This window comes from Streptomyces sp. NPDC048504, from assembly GCF_043200035.1.
In the GTDB taxonomy this organism is placed as follows: Bacteria; Actinomycetota; Actinomycetes; order Streptomycetales; family Streptomycetaceae; genus Streptomyces.
On record NZ_JBICXA010000002.1, the window covers coordinates 237016 to 254098 of the forward strand.

General features: G+C 70.0%; 14 protein-coding genes. 10 read left to right on the top strand and 4 right to left on the bottom strand.

Annotated elements, in window-relative coordinates:
- Positions 1-153 precede the first annotated feature (153 nt).
- A complete protein-coding gene (locus ACGFY9_RS05330) occupies positions 154-2904 on the bottom strand; it encodes a penicillin acylase family protein (RefSeq protein ID WP_393752170.1) in 2751 nt (916 codons plus the stop codon).
- Between the two features lie 194 nt (positions 2905-3098).
- On the opposite strand from ACGFY9_RS05330, the gene ACGFY9_RS05335 reads away from it, so the two are divergent.
- From ACGFY9_RS05335 to mscL, 6 genes are all read left to right on the top strand, one after another.
- On the top strand, positions 3099-4679 hold the full coding sequence (locus tag ACGFY9_RS05335) for a potassium/proton antiporter (RefSeq protein ID WP_393752172.1): 1581 nt from the start codon (positions 3099-3101) through the stop codon (positions 4677-4679).
- Between the two features lie 270 nt (positions 4680-4949).
- On the top strand, positions 4950-6212 hold the full coding sequence (locus ACGFY9_RS05340; RefSeq protein ID WP_393752174.1) for an MFS transporter: 1263 nt from the start codon (positions 4950-4952) through the stop codon (positions 6210-6212).
- A gap of 70 nt (positions 6213-6282) precedes the next feature.
- Complete coding sequence (locus tag ACGFY9_RS05345; protein ID WP_033285671.1) at positions 6283-6606, top strand: FmdB family zinc ribbon protein; 324 nt, start codon at positions 6283-6285, stop codon at positions 6604-6606.
- A 110-nt stretch (positions 6607-6716) separates the two neighbouring features.
- The gene (locus ACGFY9_RS05350; RefSeq protein WP_393752175.1) at positions 6717-7550 is read left to right on the top strand and encodes an S-methyl-5'-thioadenosine phosphorylase; all 834 of its coding nucleotides are present in this window, start codon (positions 6717-6719) and stop codon (positions 7548-7550) included.
- Between the two features lie 173 nt (positions 7551-7723).
- A complete protein-coding gene (locus ACGFY9_RS05355; protein WP_393752177.1) occupies positions 7724-8305 on the top strand; it encodes a hypothetical protein in 582 nt (193 codons plus the stop codon).
- Positions 8306-8479: 174 nt separating this feature from the next.
- On the top strand, positions 8480-8941 hold the full coding sequence (gene mscL / locus ACGFY9_RS05360) for a large conductance mechanosensitive channel protein MscL (RefSeq protein WP_033285674.1): 462 nt from the start codon (positions 8480-8482) through the stop codon (positions 8939-8941).
- A gap of 44 nt (positions 8942-8985) precedes the next feature.
- On the opposite strand, the gene ACGFY9_RS05365 is transcribed toward mscL, so the two are convergent.
- Positions 8986-9162: a hypothetical protein gene (locus ACGFY9_RS05365; protein WP_366496909.1), complete on the bottom strand. Its 177-nt coding sequence runs from the start codon at positions 9160-9162 to the stop codon at positions 8986-8988.
- A 49-nt stretch (positions 9163-9211) separates the two neighbouring features.
- Between ACGFY9_RS05365 and ACGFY9_RS05370 the strand changes: the two genes are divergently transcribed.
- The 4 genes from ACGFY9_RS05370 (at position 9212) to ACGFY9_RS05385 (ending at position 14533) form a co-directional block, all read left to right on the top strand.
- Entirely contained in the window at positions 9212-10444 is a 1233-nt protein-coding gene (locus ACGFY9_RS05370; protein ID WP_393752180.1) for a low temperature requirement protein A, read from the top strand.
- A gap of 501 nt (positions 10445-10945) precedes the next feature.
- On the top strand, positions 10946-11974 hold the full coding sequence (locus tag ACGFY9_RS05375; RefSeq protein WP_393752182.1) for a P1 family peptidase: 1029 nt from the start codon (positions 10946-10948) through the stop codon (positions 11972-11974).
- Positions 11975-12402: 428 nt separating this feature from the next.
- A complete protein-coding gene (locus ACGFY9_RS05380) occupies positions 12403-13629 on the top strand; it encodes an Ig-like domain-containing protein (protein ID WP_393752184.1) in 1227 nt (408 codons plus the stop codon).
- A gap of 157 nt (positions 13630-13786) precedes the next feature.
- Positions 13787-14533, top strand: a complete 747-nt coding sequence (locus ACGFY9_RS05385) for a DUF6227 family protein (RefSeq protein WP_393752186.1) — start codon at positions 13787-13789, stop codon at positions 14531-14533.
- A gap of 12 nt (positions 14534-14545) precedes the next feature.
- On the opposite strand, the gene ACGFY9_RS05390 is transcribed toward ACGFY9_RS05385, so the two are convergent.
- Both ACGFY9_RS05390 and ACGFY9_RS05395 read right to left on the bottom strand, forming a co-directional pair.
- Positions 14546-14800, bottom strand: coding sequence for a hypothetical protein (locus tag ACGFY9_RS05390; RefSeq protein WP_393752188.1), 255 nt, complete (start codon positions 14798-14800; stop codon positions 14546-14548).
- Between the two features lie 114 nt (positions 14801-14914).
- The gene (locus tag ACGFY9_RS05395) at positions 14915-16978 is read right to left on the bottom strand and encodes a fructose-specific PTS transporter subunit EIIC (RefSeq protein WP_393752190.1); all 2064 of its coding nucleotides are present in this window, start codon (positions 16976-16978) and stop codon (positions 14915-14917) included.
- Between the last annotated feature and the right edge of the window lie 105 nt (positions 16979-17083).

Genomic DNA, 17083 nt, shown 5'->3' on the forward strand with positions numbered 1-17083 from the left:
CGCCCCCGGCTGGGGGGGGGGGGGCGCCGCCGGGGGGGGGGGGGGGGGGGGGGGGGGGGGGGGGGGGGGGGGGGGGGCGGGGGCCCGCCCCCCCCCCCCCCCCCCCCCCCGGCCCCCCCCCCCCACTTCAGGGGTGTTCGGTAGTTCAACGCGTCACGGTTTCAGCACCAGGGTGTCGCTCGTGCTGCCGTCGACCGCCTTGGACGAGAACGACCAGGGCAGCAGCTCGCCGTCGACCCACTTGCTGGTCTGGTCGGTGTAGTGCGCGCTGAAGGCGTGCCCGGAGGCTCCGGTGAGGTTGATCCACTTGGACTTGTCGAAGTCGTCCAGGTTGACCACCATGCGCATCGACGGCACCCAGACGACTCCGTAGCCGCCTGCCGCGTTCCAGCCGGTCGCGTTGACCGTGGCCTCGCCGCCGCTGAGCTTCCAGGGGCCGCGGTTGAGGGCGTACTGGACGATAGCGGGGCCATCGACCCCCAGGGTCTGGTTCTTCAGGAACAGGCGGTGCAGCCGGCCCCAGCTCCAGGTGTCGATGTCCTTGCCGAGCTTGGCGGTCAGCTCCCAGCGGGCGTCGATCATGGCGCGCTTGAACAGCTGGTTCATGTTGCTCGCACCCGGGCGGTTGAACGACTTGGGGGTCTTCCACCAGTCGCTGGTGGGGTCGTCCATGAGCTTGCGGACGACCTCGAACCAGCGGTCGCCGCCGTCCGGTTGGGCCTGGTCGGCGTCACGCTCGCCGCACTCGCGCACCTTCTGGTTGTCCTCGTCGGCGGGACCGGTGGTGTCGACCGGCGAGACGAACAGGCACTGGCCCTCGACCCGCAGCTCCTTGGGCAGCTTGTTGCCGAACGCGAGCTTGAGGATGTTGCGCCACACCGAGTTGAAATAGGCGGCCGCAGCCGAATCGGCGTCCTGGGTGTAGTCCCAGCCCTCCAGGAGCTTCTGCGCCTCGCGCACGTCCGGGTCGGGCTCGTCGATCTTCAGCAGCTTGGGCACGAGCAGCTTGGCGATCTCGCTGCTGTCGTCGAGCTGCATCTGCCGCATGTCGTCGGTGGAGATCTTCCCGCCGCCGTCGATCTTCGACTGGATCAGATCGGTGATGCGCTGACTGCGCGTGCCGTAGCCCCAGTCCGTGGTGAGCGTGTACGGGTACTTGTCCTTGTCGATCACGGCCTGGTTGGCGGTGACGATGTAGCCGCGCTTCGGGTTGTACTCGTACGGCAGGGCGGCCTGCGGGATGTAGCCGGTCCAGTCGTACTTGGAGTCCCAGCCGGGCACCGGCAGCGAGCCGTCGCCCTTCCCGCGCGTGGGGATCTTGCCGGGCAGCGTGTAGCCGATGTTGTTCTTGGTGTCGGCGTAGACGAGGTTCTGCGAGGGCACGTCGAACTGCGCGGACGCGGAGCGGAACTCGCTCCAGTCGGACGCCTTGTCGATGGCGAAGACGGCGTCCATGGTGTTGCCCGGGTCCTCGGCGGTCCAGCGCAGGGAGATGCCGTAGCCGTCGCCTCTGTCGGGTGCCGCGGTGTCGACGGTGGCCTTCTTGCCGACCTTCACGAGTTCGTCGTCGCGGTCGGACACCAGCGGTCCGTTGTTGGTCTCCCGGACGACGATCTTCTTGGACGCGCCGCCGGCGACCTTGATGGTCTCCGTGCGGGTCGTGAAGGGCTTCGTGGTGCCGTCGGACAGGTAGCCGTCGCCGGAGAGCTTCTCCAGGTAGAGGTCGGTGACGTCGACCCCGGAGTTGGTCATGCCCCACGCGATGTCCTGGTTGTGGCCGATGACGACGCCGGGCATGCCCGCGAAGGTGTAGCCGCTGACGTCGTACTGGCACTTGCTGGAGATCGCGCGGCAGTGCAGGCCCATCTGGTACCAGACGGACGGCAGCGAGGCTTCCAGGTGCGGGTCGTTGGCCAGGAGGGGCTTGCCGGTGATGGTGTTCTTCCCGGCGACGACCCAGGAGTTGGAGCCGATGCCCTGGCCGTTCACGCCGACGGCCGTCGGGAGGTCGTCCAGGACGTTCGAGAGGCCCGCCAGCTGGCTCGTGAGGGCCGAACCGGACGAGGACGACGTCGAGCCCGTCGTGCCGCTCGTGGACGTGCTGGAGGAGCTGTCACCGCCGTCGAAGGTCTTGGTGTACTCGTCGTACTCGCCCTCGGTGACGATCGGCTGGTTGCGGCTGTACGGATACTCCGGGTACAGGTCCGCGATCTGCTGGGGGCCGAGACGGCTGGTCATCAGGGCGCGGTCGATCTCGTCCTGCATGTTGCCGCGCAGGTCCCAGGCCATCGCCTTGAGCCACGCGACCGAGTCGACCGGGGTCCACTTCTGGGGCTTGTAGTCGTTCTTGAAGCCGAGTGCCGCGTACTCCAGGGAGATGTCCTTGCCGTCCTTGCCCTGGAGATAGGCGTTGACTCCCTTGGCGTACGCCTGGAGGTACTTCTTCGTGGAGGCCGACAGCTTGGTGTCGTACTCCTTCTGAGCCACCCGGCCCCAGCCCAGGGTGCGCAGGAATTCGTCGTCCTTCACCTGGCTCTTGCCGAACATCTCGGACAGCCGCCCGGCGGTCATGTGCCGGCGCACGTCCATCTCGTAGAACCGGTCCTGCGCCTGCACGTAGCCCTGCGCCATGAACAGGTCCGCGTCGGAGGACGCGTAGATCTGCGGGATTCCGTAGCTGTCGCGCTTGACGTCGACGGGCCCCGACAGGCCGTCGAGCGTGATCGAGCCCGTGGTCTGCGGAAGCGAGGCACGGACCGTGCTGATCGACCAGTACGCGCCGTAGGCGATGCCCCCGATGATGGCCATTACCAGAACAAGCACCAGTACACGGGCTTTGCGCCCCTTTTTCCTGCCGGACTTGCCGGGCTTATGACCCGATGAGGCGGTGGTGTTGGGGGGCATCGCTGTCCTTGCTGTCCTAACGCGAGCGGCAGGGCGGGCTGTGCTTTTGACTGAGCGCTGGAGCAACCATAGGCGCAGGGTCCCGAGCGACTTGACGCGGAGTCGGGTACCGACGCGGACGGGAGTTCGATCTTGCCTCGCGAAGTGTCAAGAAAGCGTCAAGAGTTAGGTAAGGTAACGAAGTACTTGGATGCATGGCGCCGCAGCCTCGCGTCCCCTGTACAGGTGCTGCCGCTCCGTACGCGCGTCAGCCGAGGAAGGGAAGGCCACTGACTGTCCACCACCTCGACCAGCTGCTGCTCGTCTGCTCGCTCGTCCTGCTCGTCGCCGTCGCGGCGGTCCGGATCTCCTCGCGCAGCGGGCTCCCCAGCCTGCTCGTGTACCTGGGGATCGGCGTCGCCATGGGCCAGGACGGCGTCGGCGACATCCACTTCGACAACGCCGAGCTGACCCAGGTCATCGGGTACGCGGCCCTGGTCGTGATCCTGGCCGAGGGCGGCCTCGGCACGAAGTGGAAGGAGGTCGGGCCGGTCCTGTCCTCCGCGGCCACACTGGCACTGGCGGGGGTGGCGGTGAGCGTCGGCGTCACGGCGGCGGGCGCGCACTATCTGGTCGGCCTGGACTGGCGGCAGGCGTTCATCATCGGGGCGGTGGTGTCCTCGACGGATGCGGCGGCGGTCTTCTCCGTGCTGCGCCGGATCCCCCTCCCCGCGCGCGTGACGGGCACATTGGAGGCGGAGTCCGGCTTCAACGACGCCCCGGTGGTCATCCTGGTCGTCGCCTTCTCCACGGCCGGCCCGGTCGAGCACTGGTACGTGCTGGTGGCCGAGATAGCCCTGGAGCTGGCCATCGGCGCGGCCATGGGCATCGCGGTGGGATGGCTCGGCTCCTGGGGCATGCGGCACGTGGCGCTGCCCGCCTCCGGCCTCTACCCGATCGCCGTCATGGCGATCGCGGTCACCGCCTACGCGGCGGGCGCCCTGGCGCACGGCAGCGGCTTCCTGGCGGTCTATCTCGCCTCGATGGTGCTCGGCAACGCCAAGCTGCCCCACTGGCCCGCCACGCGCGGTTTCGCCGAGGGGCTCGGCTGGATCGCGCAGATCGGCATGTTCGTCCTGCTCGGCCTGCTCGTCACCCCGCACGAGCTGGGTGACGACGTCTGGCCCGCGCTCCTCATCGGCCTGGTGCTGACAATGGTGGCCCGGCCACTCGGCGTGGTGGTGAGCCTCTCGCCGTTCCGGGTGCCCTGGCAGGAGCAGACCCTCATGTCCTGGGCCGGGCTGCGCGGCGCCGTGCCCATCATCCTGGCGACGATCCCCATGGTGAACGGCGTCGAAGGCAGCCGCCGCATCTTCAACATCGTCTTCGTCCTGGTCGTCGTCTACACCCTCGTCCAGGGGCCGACGCTGCCCTGGCTGGCCCGCAAGCTGAAGCTGGGCGAGGGGGCCGAGGCCGCCGACCTCGGCATCGAATCGGCGCCCCTGGAGCGGCTGCGCGGGCATCTGCTGTCCGTCGCGATCCCCGGGGAGTCGAAGATGCACGGCGTCGAGGTCAACGAACTGAGGCTGCCGGCCGGGGCCGCGGTCACCCTCGTCGTACGCGACGGAAAATCGTTTGTCCCGCTCCCCTCGACGGTCCTGCGACGCGGCGACGAACTCCTCGTGGTCGCCACGGACCCCGTCCGCGACGCGGCGGAACGGCGGCTGCGCGCGGTGGGCCACGGCGGCAAGCTGGCGGGGTGGCTGGGCACGGACGGCGCCGGAGCCGGTCGTTAAGGGCACGTTTCGTACGATTCACATGTTCACCAATCACAGGTGAACGCGCGCATGGTGCCCGCTTTCACAGGCCCAGCGGGTCCCATCGCCTGTATGATGAAGGCACATTCTGATCGAACCAACTCTGCCTGACGCAGTGCTGGCGCGACCGTATGGCGGCCGAATCCCTCTCCGCGTGGGCACCGGTATCTACCGCAGTTCCGCGCAAGAGGACAGTGCTCGGCGCCCTCCGCACGGGGCGCGCCACCAGGTGGCAGAAAGGCACGGGCCGTGGCATCCACGGTCACCTCCCGCCCGGGATATGGACAGTTGCTGCGCACGCGTGGCGCCTGGACGTTCCTGCTCCCCGGCTTCGCGGCACGCCAGCCGTTCGCGATGCTCACCATCTCCATCGTGCTGCTCGTGCAGCACACCACCGGCTCCTACGGCGCGGCCGGCGCCGCCGCGGCCGTCACCGGCGTCTCCATGGCCCTGTTCGCGCCCTACAGCGGACGGCTGGCCGACCGGCACGGACAGCGGGCCGTCCTGCTCCCCGGCGTACTGGTGCACACCCTGTCGGGCCTGACGTTCACGGCGCTCGCGCTCGGCCACGCGCCTCTGTGGGCGCTGTTCGTGGCGGCCGTACCGACCGGCGCCTCTGTGCCGCAGATCGGCCCCATGGTGCGTGCCCGCTGGGGCGTCAAGCTCCAGGACTCCCCGCTGCTCAGCACCGCCGCGGCCTTCGAGTCCGTCACGGACGAGCTGACCTTCGTCTTCGGTCCCCTCCTGGCGACCGCCCTGTGCACCACCGTGAACCCGGCCGCGGGCCTGATCACGGAGGCGGGGCTCACCCTGATCGGCGGCCTGCTGTTCGCCGCCCAGAAGAGCACCCAGCCCAAGGCGGCGCTCATCGGGCACGCACGCGTGGAGCACGTTTCCGCACTGGGCATCCCCGGGGTGCGCGTGCTGATCGTGACCTTCCTGGGCATCGGTTCCGTCTTCGGCGGCATGCAGGTCTCCCTGGCCGCCTACACCGAGTCGATCGGCGAACCCGGCCTGAACGGCGTCCTCTACGGCACGTTCGCCGCCGGCAACATGCTCTCCGGGATCGTCTGCGGTGCCGTCGCCTGGAAGGTCGCCCCGCAGCGCCGCCTCCTGGTCGGCTACGCGGCGCTCGCGCTGACCGCGTCCGCCCTGTGGACCGCCCACTCCGTACTGCTGCTGGCCGGCCTCGGTCTCCTGGTCGGCATGTGCATCGCCCCCGCCCTGATCACCGGCTACACGCTGGTCGAGGGGCTCGTCCCGGCCGGCGCCCGCACCGAGGCCTTCACCTGGCTGACCGGCGCGGTCGCCCTCGGCCAGGCCGCCGCCGTCACGGTCGCCGGACAGTTGGAGGACCGCCTGTGGGGCGGCGCCGGTTTCCTGGTCCCGATGGCCGGTACGGTGCTCGCCCTGGGGACCCTGGTGGCCCTCCGGTCGCACCTGGCGACCCGGCCCCACAGCCGCACCGTGGCACGTGGCGTCGGTCACCGCGTGCCGGTGGCAGTGGACTGATCCCCGGGAATACGTCACTATGGACGCTCGTTAGCACTCATTGAGTGAGAGTGCCAGGAGGAAGACAACAGTGCCGACCTACCAGTATCAGTGCACCGAGTGCGGCGAGGGCCTTGAGGCGGTGCAGAAGTTCACCGATGACGCCCTGACCGAGTGCCCCAATTGCGGTGGCCGCCTGAAGAAGGTGTACTCCGCGGTCGGCATTGTCTTCAAGGGCTCCGGTTTCTACCGGAACGACAGCCGCGGCTCCTCGTCGAGCAGCTCGCCGGCCACCCCGAAGCCGTCGACGTCCTCGGACTCGAAGCCGTCCGCCCCCTCGACCTCGTCGTCCTCCTCGGACTCGAAGTCGTCGAGCTCGGGCTCCTCGTCCAGCAGTAACAGCTCCGCCGCGTAGGACTTTTCCGCGGGACCCTGTCGTCGTACGACGACAGGGTCTTCGGCGTTTCCGGAGCCGGTTCCCCCATCCGTTCCTGTGGCTTTTCGACGGCGGCTAGGGTGCTGGCCATGGCGAACGCAGAGATCGGCGTAATCGGTGGCTCCGGGTTCTACTCGTTCCTCGACGACGTGACCGAGATCCAGGTGGACACCCCCTACGGACCGCCCAGCGACTCCCTCTTCCTCGGCGAGATCGCCGGCCGGCGGGTCGCGTTCCTGCCCCGGCACGGGCGCGGCCACCATCTGCCGCCGCACCGCATCAACTACCGGGCCAACCTCTGGGCGTTGCGCTCCGTCGGCGTGCGCCAGGTCCTCGGCCCGTGCGCGGTGGGCGGGCTGCGCCCCGAGTACGGGCCGGGCACGCTGCTGGTGCCGGACCAGCTGGTGGACCGTACGAAGTCCCGGACGGGCACGTACTTCGACGGACTCCCGCTGCCCGGCGGCGCGGTGCCGAACGTGGTGCACGTGTCCCTGGCCGACCCCTACTGCCCGACCGGCCGGGCGGCCGCGCTGAAGGCTGCGCGCGGGCGGGACTGGGAGCCGGTGGACGGTGGCACGCTCGTGGTCGTCGAGGGCCCGCGCTTCTCGACCCGCGCCGAGTCGTTGTGGCACCAGGCGCAGGGCTGGTCGGTGGTCGGCATGACCGGCCACCCCGAGGCGGCGCTCGCGCGTGAACTGGAGCTCTGCTACTCCTCGTTGACCCTGGTCACCGATCTCGACGCGGGCGCCGAGACCGGCGAGGGCGTCTCCCACGACGAGGTCCTGCGGGTGTTCGCGGCCAACGTGGACCGGCTGCGGGGCGTGCTGTTCGACACGGTGGCCGCGCTGCCGGAGACCGGGGCGCGGGACTGCCTGTGCGCCAAGGCGCTGGGCGGGATGGACCCGGGCTTCGAACTGCCGTAGCCGCGGCAGCCGCCGCGGCTGGGGATTCGGAGAGGGCCGGAGCTGCGGAACTTCCCGTTCGAGTGAGGGAGTTGTCCACAACCGGCCGGTAACACACGGGCTCCGGCAGGCCTCGGCGGATTGCCGCATCGTGGGGACCGCAAGCCGATCCCTCGTCGCAGGTGGTGGTCCCCATGTCCCTCTCCCCTCCCTCCCCGCTCTCCTTCACGGGCCCGTCGGGTACGGATTTCTTTCCGCGCCCGTTGGGCACCGACGCTCCGCCCACATGCGAGGTGCCGCACTTCGCACCGGTGCGGGTGCGCGGCGGGCGCTATCAACTGCGCCGACTGCTACGGCATCGGAGGCGGGCCGTGGCCGCCGGGCTGGCGCTGACCGCGGCCGCGCTCGTGGCAGCAGGTCCGCGTGACGCGGCGGAGGCGCGGCACAGCGAGCGGCCTCGCGGGCATCCGGTGATCGATCCGGTACGGCAGCGCCGGGCGGTCGAGTGGGTGTCGGCGCCGGTGCGGATCGCCGACGCCGGCACGGTCCGGCTGCTGCGGGCCGGTGACCGGGTCGATGTGATCGCCGCCGAGGAGTCGGCGGCGGGCGGTGACGCTCACGTGGTCGCGCGCGGGGCGCGGGTGACGAAGGTGCCCGAGCCGCTCGAAGTGGCGGACGGCGGCGGGGCGTTGGTGGTGCTGTCGGTGCCGCGCTCCACGGCGGCGCGGCTGGCCGGCGCGAGCGCCACGGCACGGTTGGCGGTGACGATGTGTTGATCGGTCGGTTGGTCCGTGGGGTGGTCCGTGGGGTGAACCATGCCTTTCGGCGCCTCGGCGACTTGCTGTCAAGTCCCTCGTTCGAGTTACTGAATTGGACAGGGCGGCCGTGCCTTGACGTAGGTTGCGGAGCTGTTGGTTCCACCCCCTGCACGTGCGAGAAGAGGCTCCGAGTTGAGCGAGAAGAAGAAGGAACCGGGCGTCTGGCAGGGCTTCAAGGCCTTCCTGATGCGCGGGAACGTCGTCGATCTGGCAGTCGCGGTCGTTATCGGCGCCGCCTTCACGAACATCGTCAACTCGGTGGTGAAGGGCATCATCAACCCGCTCGTCGGGGCGATCGGCACACAGAACCTGGACACCTACAGCTCGTGCCTGAGCAGCAGTTGCTCGGGCGACAAGGGCATCCAGCTGATGTGGGGCTCCGTGCTGGGAGCCGCCCTCAGCTTCGTGATCACCGCGGCGGTCGTCTACTTCCTGATGGTCCTGCCGATGTCGAAGTACCTGGCCCGGGCGGAGGCCCAGCGCAAGGCCAAGGAGGGCACGCAGGAGGTCATCGAGATCACCGAGCTGGAGGTGCTCAAGGAGATCCGCGACGCGCTGGTCGCGCAGCGCGGCGAGGGGCACCGGGAGCCGTAGCCGACGGCGCTGGGGCGACCGGCGGCTCTAGCGTGGCCGACGGCTCAGATGTGGTGGGGCGGCTTCTCGTCGAGGAAGCGCTTCAGGTCGGCCGCGCTGTCGCCCTCGGGCCGCTCGCCCCACCCGCGGTCCGTGTCGTCCGAGGACGGCCGGCTCAGCGGGTCGTCGAAGACCAGCGCGGGCTTGGGATCGCGCGGCTCGGGTGCGGGGGCGGTACTCATGTCTCTAGGGTACGGCCCCCGGCGGACGTTATCTGCTGTGCTTGGCCCCATGACGTCCGAGACTCACAGTCCCCAGCGCCCCCTAAGACCCCTACGACCCCTGCGCCCGCTCACCGCCCGGGGCCGGGACGAGCCGCACCGGGTCGCCTCGCCGCTGGAGCTGTTCTTCGACCTGTGTTTCGTCGTGGCCATCGCCCAGGCGGGCCTCCAGCTGGCGCACGCCGTCGCGGAGGGGCATGCGGGCGAGGGGGTCCTGAACTACGCGATGCAGTTCTTCTCGATCTGGTGGGCCTGGATGAATTTCTCCTGGTTCTCCTCGGCCTACGACAACGACGACGTGCTGTACCGGGTCGTCACCCTGGTGCAGATCGCCGGCGTCCTGGTCCTCGCGGCCGGGGTCTCGCGGGCCTTCGACCAGCACGACTATGTGGTCGTCTGGCTCGGCTACCTGATCATGCGGCTGGCGATGGCCGCGCAGTGGCTGCGGGCGGCGCGGGCGGCCCGGGGCCCGGAGCGGACGATGGCCCTGCGGTACGCGGGTGGCGTACTCCTCTGCCTGGTCGGCTGGCTGGGGCTGGTGGTCCTGCCGGAGCACGCGCGCGGGTGGGTGTTCCTGGTGATGGTGATCGCGGAGCTGTGCGTGCCGCTCTACGCGGAGAAGGACTACACGACGCACTGGCATCCGCACCACATCGCCGAGCGGTACGGGCTGTTCACGATCATCGTGCTGGGCGAGACGATCGCGGCGGCGACGGTCGCCGTGAAGTCGGGGGTGGACGAGAACGACGCGCTGGGCGAGTTGCTGCCCATCGCGGCGGGCGGCCTGTTGATCGTGTTCGCCGCCTGGTGGATCTACTTCGTGGTGCCGATCCACGGGCACCTTCGCTCCAACCAGCAGGCGTTCCTGTGGGGTTACGGCCACTACCTGATCTTCGCCTCGGCGGCCACGATCGGCTCGGGCCTGGAGGTGGCGGTCACACAGGCGGTCGGCAAGGCGCACATCTCCACGCTGGCGGCGTCCGCCGCGGTGACCCTGCCGACGGCGCTGTACCTGCTCACCGTCTGGGCGCTCCACGCCCGCCACTACAAGGTGGGTATCACCCAGCAACTGGTGCTCCCCGTGGCCGCGTTGCTGGTGATCTGCTGCACGTTCCTGGGGCAGTGGGCGGTGCTCGGGGCGGGGCTGGTGTCGGCGCTGACGGTGGCGGTCGGGGTGACGCTCACGGCACGGATGGCTGCCACCGGGGAGAGCGGGGCCGAGGCGACGGCACCGGTGGACTGACGGCCACTGGCCCGGCCGGGCACGCTGAACGGACCGGCACGGCAACGGCTACGCGCGCTGGGTCGGCCGCCGCCCAAAGGGCCACGCGTGCTGAATCGGCCGCCGCTGCAACGGCCACAGGCCCTGGACGGACCGGCACGGCAACAGCCGCACGCACTGGACCGACCGCCCCCGCAAGGCCCACCCGCACTCGGCCGACCGCCGTCGGATCAGCCAAGCGCACGGGCCCAACTGCCCCTGGCTCAGCGGCGCGTACCGAACCGGCCACCCCCGGATCAGCCGCGCCCGCTGGACCGACCGGCACGGCAACGCCCACACCCGCTGGGCCAGTCGCCACCGCCCACCCGACCCACCGGGCAGGCCGCCACCGGAACAGTCGCCGAAGCTCAGCCGACCCCCACGAGAACAGTGGCCCAAGCCGGGCTGGCTATCCCCGGATCACCGGCGCGCACCGCGCCGACAGTCCCCGAATCAACCGGACGCTGGGCGAGACTGAGCCGCATGACAGTTGACGCGTTGACGGATGTGGCCGGGGTGCGGGTGGGGCATGCGACGCGGTCGGGGGACGGTTGGCTCACCGGGACCACCGTCGTACTCGCGCCGGAGGGCGGGGCGGTGGCCGCCGTGGATGTGCGGGGCGGCGGGCCCGGCACCAAGGAGACCGACGCGCTCGATCCGCGGAACCTGGTGCAGCGGGTCGACGCGATCGTGCTCACCGGTGGCAGCGCGTACGGGCTCGACGCCGCGTCCGGGGTGATGGCCTGGCTGGAGGAGCAGGGGCGCGGGGTGCGGGTCGGCGCGGATCCGGCGCACGTCGTACCGGTGGTGCCCGCGGCCTGTGTCTTCGACCTGGGGCGGGGCGGTGCCTTCCGGGCCAGGCCGGACGCGGCCACCGGGCGGGCCGCCGTAGAGGCTGCCGCGATCAGCGGGCCCGGGGTGCGGGTGCGCGAGGGGTGTGTGGGCGCCGGTACGGGGGCGGCGGTCGGGCAGTTGAAGGGCGGGGTCGGGACCGCGAGTGTCGTGCTGGATTCGGGGATCACAGTGGCGGCGCTGGTGGTGGCCAACGCGGCGGGGTCGGCGACGGATCCCGAAACAGGCGTGCTGTACGGGGAGTTGTTCCGGGGGCGGGTGGAGTATCCCGAGCCGCACGTCCACGAGGCCGCGCAACTGCGCCTCGCCGAGGCCGCCGCGAAGAACGCGCCTCCCCCGCTGAACACCACGCTCGCGGTGGTCGCCACGGACGCCGAACTCACCAAGGCGCAGGCCCAGAAGCTGGCCGGCACGGCACACGACGGCATCGCGCGCGCCGTACGTCCGGTGCACCTGCTGAACGACGGGGACACGGTATTCACGCTCGCCACCGGCTCCCGCCCGCTGGACGCCGAGAACCCCCTAGCCCTCAACGCCGTCCTGGCGGCCGGCGCGGACGTCGTAACCCGCGCAATCGTGCGCGCGCTACGCGCCGCCGAGCCGGTGGACGGACCGGGCGGAACATGGCCGTCGTACGAGGAGCTGTACGGGAGACGGTAGACACCCCGCAGCGACAGACACCCCGCGCTCACCTCACTCCCTGCTCCGCCCCTGCCACCTCTGGAGGCTGGGATCATCTCTAACCAGTCAGATCAGTTACAGTGGTTAGATTTACCCCCAGCTTCCAGCAACCACCCACCCACCGTTGGCCGCTAAGCCCACCCGGCGTGCTGGCGAGACGCGAACGCGCCCCCGCCACACCGGTCGGCAGCACAGTTCAGGCAAGGGATCCCTACCTGGCCACCCATCCCCGCCTCCAGCTCTCTCACCCCTCGCCCCCCGCCCCGCATATGTCCCGGTTCTGTCACCGGACGGCGTTCATGAAGAACGCAGGGAACCCACGCGGGGCCGCGGCCCCTCTTTGTCCACGCATCGCAGCGGATCACGCATCACGCATCACGTACCTCACCACGAACCTGGAGCAGCCCGTGACAACGCCGGACATAGCAGCGCGGCGCGTACTGGGGGCCATCGCCGCCCTGGTGGTCGGCACCCTCACCCTCAGCGCGTGTGGTGGCAACGCCAGCGCGGACGCCAACACCGACAGCAAGGGCGGCAGCAAGGCGACCGCCAGGACGTCCACCGCGAAGATCACCATCTCCGCCAAGGACGGCGCGACGAACGCGTCCATCAACTCCACCGGCGTGCAGGTCAGCGACGGCACGCTGACCGAGGTGAAGATGACGGTCGCGGGGTCAGGGCAGGCCGTGGACGGTGCGATATCCGCGAACGGGAGCTCCTGGAAGCCCAAGGAGCAGTTGGAGCGCGGGACCAAGTACCAGATATCGGCCACCGCCAAGGACTCCAGCGGCAAGACCGCCGCGGCCAACTCCATCTTCACCACCGTCACTTCGAGCAACAGCTTCATCGGGACGTACACCCCGGACAACGGGACGACGGTCGGTGTCGGGATGCCGGTGTCGTTCAACTTCGACAAGGTGATCAGCGACAAGAAGGCCGTGCAGTCGCACATCACGGTGACGTCCAGCAGCGGGCAGCAGGTCGTGGGGCACTGGTTCGGCGCGCAGCGGCTCGACTTCCGGCCGCAGGACTACTGGAAGGCCGGTTCCAAGGTCACGATGAAGATAGACCTGGACGGCGTGCAGGGCGCGAACGGGGTCTACGGCGTGCAGAAGAAGACCGTGAGCTTCACCATCGGCCGTTCGCAGGTGTCCACGGTCGACGTCAACACGCAGACCATGACGGTCGTACGGGACGGCCAGACCCTCAAGTCGCTGCCGATCTCCTCCGGCAGCCCCGAACACACCACGTACAACGGGCAGATGGTGATCTCCGAGAAGTTCACCCAGACCCGGATGAACAGCCAGACGGTCGGCCTGGGCGGGGAGTACGACATCCCGGACGTGCCGCACGCGATGCGCCTGACGTCGTCGGGGACGTTCATCCACGGCAACTACTGGTACAACAAGTCCAACCCGCCCTTCGGCCAGACGGGCACCAGCCACGGCTGTGTCGGGCTCGCGGACGTACAGGGCGCGCAGGGTGCGACGAACGCCGCGTGGTTCTACGACAACTCGCTCATCGGCGACGTCGTCATCGTGAAGAACTCCCCCGACAAGACGGTCGCCCCGGACAACGGGCTCAACGGCTGGAACATGGCGTGGAGCGAGTGGACCGCCGGAAGTGCCGCCTGACCGGCGGGTTTTGACGGAACATCGGGCCGCGCGGGAACATCTCGCGCGGCCCGCGCGTTTTCCGGGCATACGTTTTCTCGGTTCACAGGAATGATGTCCGACCGAGGGGCTACGGTATGCACCCACAAGGTGACATGCAGCAACGCCGGGAGAAGCCTTGAGCGTTCCGTACGACACGGCAGCGTACGAACAACCCGAGTCGCCCGAGTCTCCGGAGGAGCACCTCGCGCGGCTCCTCGGCCGTGCCCTGAACTCCTTCGAGTTGCCGGACGAGACGATACGGCGTCTCGACTGCGCGCTGGCGCACGACAGTTCGCTGCACTCCGCACACCACAGCGCCGGCCTGCACCGGGAGACGTACCGGCACACCTGGCTGCTCCCCGACGGCTCCGCGCTCACCCTGTGGGAGCTCGTCCACAACACCGTGCTGGGCCACGAGACCCAGCACGAGGTGTACGTCGACGAGGACGAGCTGCGCGTCGCGACCGCGCGTCTGCCGCTGCCGCCGGACACCCCGGACTTCGAACTGCCGGTGCTGGTGCAGCTGTCACCGATCCCGGAGCCCCGGCACACGTATCTGGCGGACGACTCCGCGGATCACGCGCGCCGTTTACTGCGCCGGGCGGAGAACGTGGACCGGCCGGACGAGGAGACGTCCGCGCTGCTGGAGACGGCGTTCGCGCACCAGATCACGCAGGCCTTCGGCCGCCCGTTCCGAGCGGGCCGTGCGGCGCTGTGCTTCTCGCTCTACGAGCACGCGTTCCTGCTGCAGGACGGCGCGGAGATCTCCCTGTGGGAGGTCGAGCACACGGCGACGCCGGACGGCCGTCACATGTGCGAGGTGTACGTCAGCGAGGACGCGGCCCGCGACGCGATGGAGCGCCGGGCGGCACAGCTTTCCTGAACGGGGAAGGCTTCAACGCCCGTCGCTGAGCTGTCGTACCAGACCCGCGAAAGCGTCCCGCTCCGCCGGGGTCAGTTCGACGGACTCCACGTGCGGAGCGGTGTGGCGCTGGTTCGGGAGGCCGTGGAGCGGGTGGGCCGCGTGCCACGTGGTGGGCTCCACGAGGGAGCGGCGCAGGACGCGCGTCAGGCCGAACACCCAGGCGACGGTCGCCAGGGCGAGAACGGCCACACCGGTCAGCTGGAGGATCGAGACGTGCTCAGGCATGCGTTCCAGTAGACACCACGGTCCGGGACCGTGGTCCCGGACCGTGACGTATCTCGCAGTTGCCGTGAACACCTCACCATGGCCCAAAAGAGGCCCAACGAGGCCGGAAAGAGCCTAGGCGGCGACCGGCTGCTTCGTGTCCGCCGTAGGGGCGGATATGTCCTCCGGTGCTCCGGGGGCCGCGCTGCCCGCAGGCGACTTGCGCATGCCCTTCAGTACGACGACCAGGGCCGCCGTGACGCACATACCGACCGCGATGGCGATCAGGTAGAGGAACGCGTGGCCGATCAGCGGGACCACGAAGATGCCGCCGTGCGGGGCCCGCAGGGTCGCGCCGAAGGCCATCGACAGGGAGCCGGTGATCGCGCCGCCCACCATCGCGGACGGGATGACCCGCAGCGGGTCGGCCGCCGCGAACGGGATCGCGCCCTCGGAGATGAACGAGGCGCCCAGCACCCAGGCGGCCTTGCCGTTCTCGCGCTCGGTCTCGGTGAAGAGCTTGCCGCGCACGGTCGTGGCCAGGGCCATCGCCAGCGGCGGGACCATGCCGGCCGCCATCACCGCGGCCATGATCTTCATCGCGGAGTCGCTCGGGTTGGAGACCGCGATACCCGCCGTGGCGAAGGTGTACGCGACCTTGTTGACCGGGCCGCCGAGGTCGAAGCACATCATCAGGCCGAGCAGGGCACCCAGCAGGATCGCGTTCGAACCGCTGAGGCCGTTGAGCCAGTCGGTCATGCCCTTCTGCGCCGAGGCGATCGGTTTCCCGATGACCACGAACATCAGGAACCCGACGATCGCCGTGGAGATCAGTGGGATCACCACCACCGGCATGATCCCGCGCACCGCCTTGGGGATCTTCACCTTCTGGATCGCCAGCACCACACCACCGGCGATCAGACCAGCGGCGAGACCGCCGAGGAAGCCCGCGTTGATGGTGGAGGCGATCATGCCGCCGACGAAGCCGGGCACCAGACCGGGCCGGTCCGCCATGCCGTAGGCGATGTAGCCGGCCAGCACCGGGACCAGGAAGCCGAAGGCGACGGCGCCGATCTGGAACATCAGCGCAGCCCAGCTGTCGGTCTGCGTCCACACGAAGTGCTGCATGACGGAGGGCGCGGACTTGATCTCGTAGCCGCCGATCGCGAAGCCGAGGGCGATCAGCAGACCGCCCGCCGCGACGAACGGGACCATGTAACTGACGCCGGACATCAGCCACTTGCGGAGCTTGGAGCCGTAGCCCTCGCCCGCCTCACCGCCGCGCTCGACCGGCGTCGGCGCGGATCCGCCGGCGACCTCGCCGCGCTCCGCCTTGCCGCGGACCTCGGTGATCAGCTCGGCGGGACGGTTGATGCCCGCCTTCACGCCGACGTCGACGGTCGGCTTGCCGGCGAAGCGCTCCTTCTCCCGCACGGGCACGTCGTGGGCGAAGATCACGGCGTCCGCCGCCGCGATCACCGCCGGGTCGAGCCGGGTGAAACCGGCCGAACCCTGCGGCTCCACGACGAGTTCGACACCGGCGTCACGGCCCGCGTTCTCCAGCGCCTCGGCCGCCATGTAGGTGTGCGCGATGCCGGTCGGGCAGGAGGTGACGGCGACGATACGGAACGGCTGCTCGTCGGCGCCGGCGTCCGTGGCGGCCGTAGAAACATCTGCCGTGGAACTGCCCGCCGCGGCGCCGGCGGAGGCCGCCACCGGCGTCGCGGCGGAGTTTTCGGGGGTGCTCGGCGCGGGGGTCTCGTCGCCGCGGATCAGGGCCGCCGCGCTCTCCGCGTCGCCCACCGAGCGCAGGGCGGAGGTGAACTCTGCGTTCATGAGCTGGCGGGCCAGGGCGGAGAGGATCGTCAGGTGGGCGTCGTCGGCCCCGGCGGGCGCGGCGATCAGGAAGATCAGGTCGGCGGGGCCGTCGGGGGCGCCGAAGTCGACGCCCTCGGCGCTGCGGCCGAAGGCGAGCGACGGCTCGGTGACGTACTCGCTGCGGCAGTGCGGGATGCCGATGCCGCCGTCCAGGCCGGTCGGCATCTGCGCCTCGCGGGCGGCAACGTCGGCGAGGAAGCCGTCGAGGTCGGTGACCCGGCCCTGGGCGACCATGCGCTCGGCGAGGGCACGTGCCGCCGCCTCTTTGGTATCGGCGGACAGGTCGAGGTCGACCAGGTCCGCGGTGATCATCTCACTCATCGCGGGCTCCTTCGCACGCGTATCGCCCGGGGACTGCCGTGGGCGGGGGTGGGGACGGGGACGGGGGTACTACGGGACTGCCGGAAGGGGGCGGCAGTTAACGGG

Coding starts and splice junctions, on each gene's coding strand:
- ACGFY9_RS05395 (WP_393752190.1), bottom strand. CDS start 16,978: ATGAGTGAGATGATCACCGCGGACCTGGTCGACCTCGACCTGTCCGCC.
- ACGFY9_RS05365 (WP_366496909.1), bottom strand. CDS start 9,162: ATGAGTACCGCCCCCGCACCCGAGCCGCGCGATCCCAAGCCCGCGCTG.
- ACGFY9_RS05350 (WP_393752175.1), top strand. CDS start 6,717: ATGGCGAACGCAGAGATCGGCGTAATCGGTGGCTCCGGGTTCTACTCG.
- ACGFY9_RS05335 (WP_393752172.1), top strand. CDS start 3,099: ATGGCGCCGCAGCCTCGCGTCCCCTGTACAGGTGCTGCCGCTCCGTAC.
- ACGFY9_RS05355 (WP_393752177.1), top strand. CDS start 7,724: ATGTCCCTCTCCCCTCCCTCCCCGCTCTCCTTCACGGGCCCGTCGGGT.
- ACGFY9_RS05390 (WP_393752188.1), bottom strand. CDS start 14,800: ATGCCTGAGCACGTCTCGATCCTCCAGCTGACCGGTGTGGCCGTTCTC.
- ACGFY9_RS05330 (WP_393752170.1), bottom strand. CDS start 2,904: ATGCCCCCCAACACCACCGCCTCATCGGGTCATAAGCCCGGCAAGTCC.
- ACGFY9_RS05370 (WP_393752180.1), top strand. CDS start 9,212: ATGACGTCCGAGACTCACAGTCCCCAGCGCCCCCTAAGACCCCTACGA.
- ACGFY9_RS05375 (WP_393752182.1), top strand. CDS start 10,946: ATGACAGTTGACGCGTTGACGGATGTGGCCGGGGTGCGGGTGGGGCAT.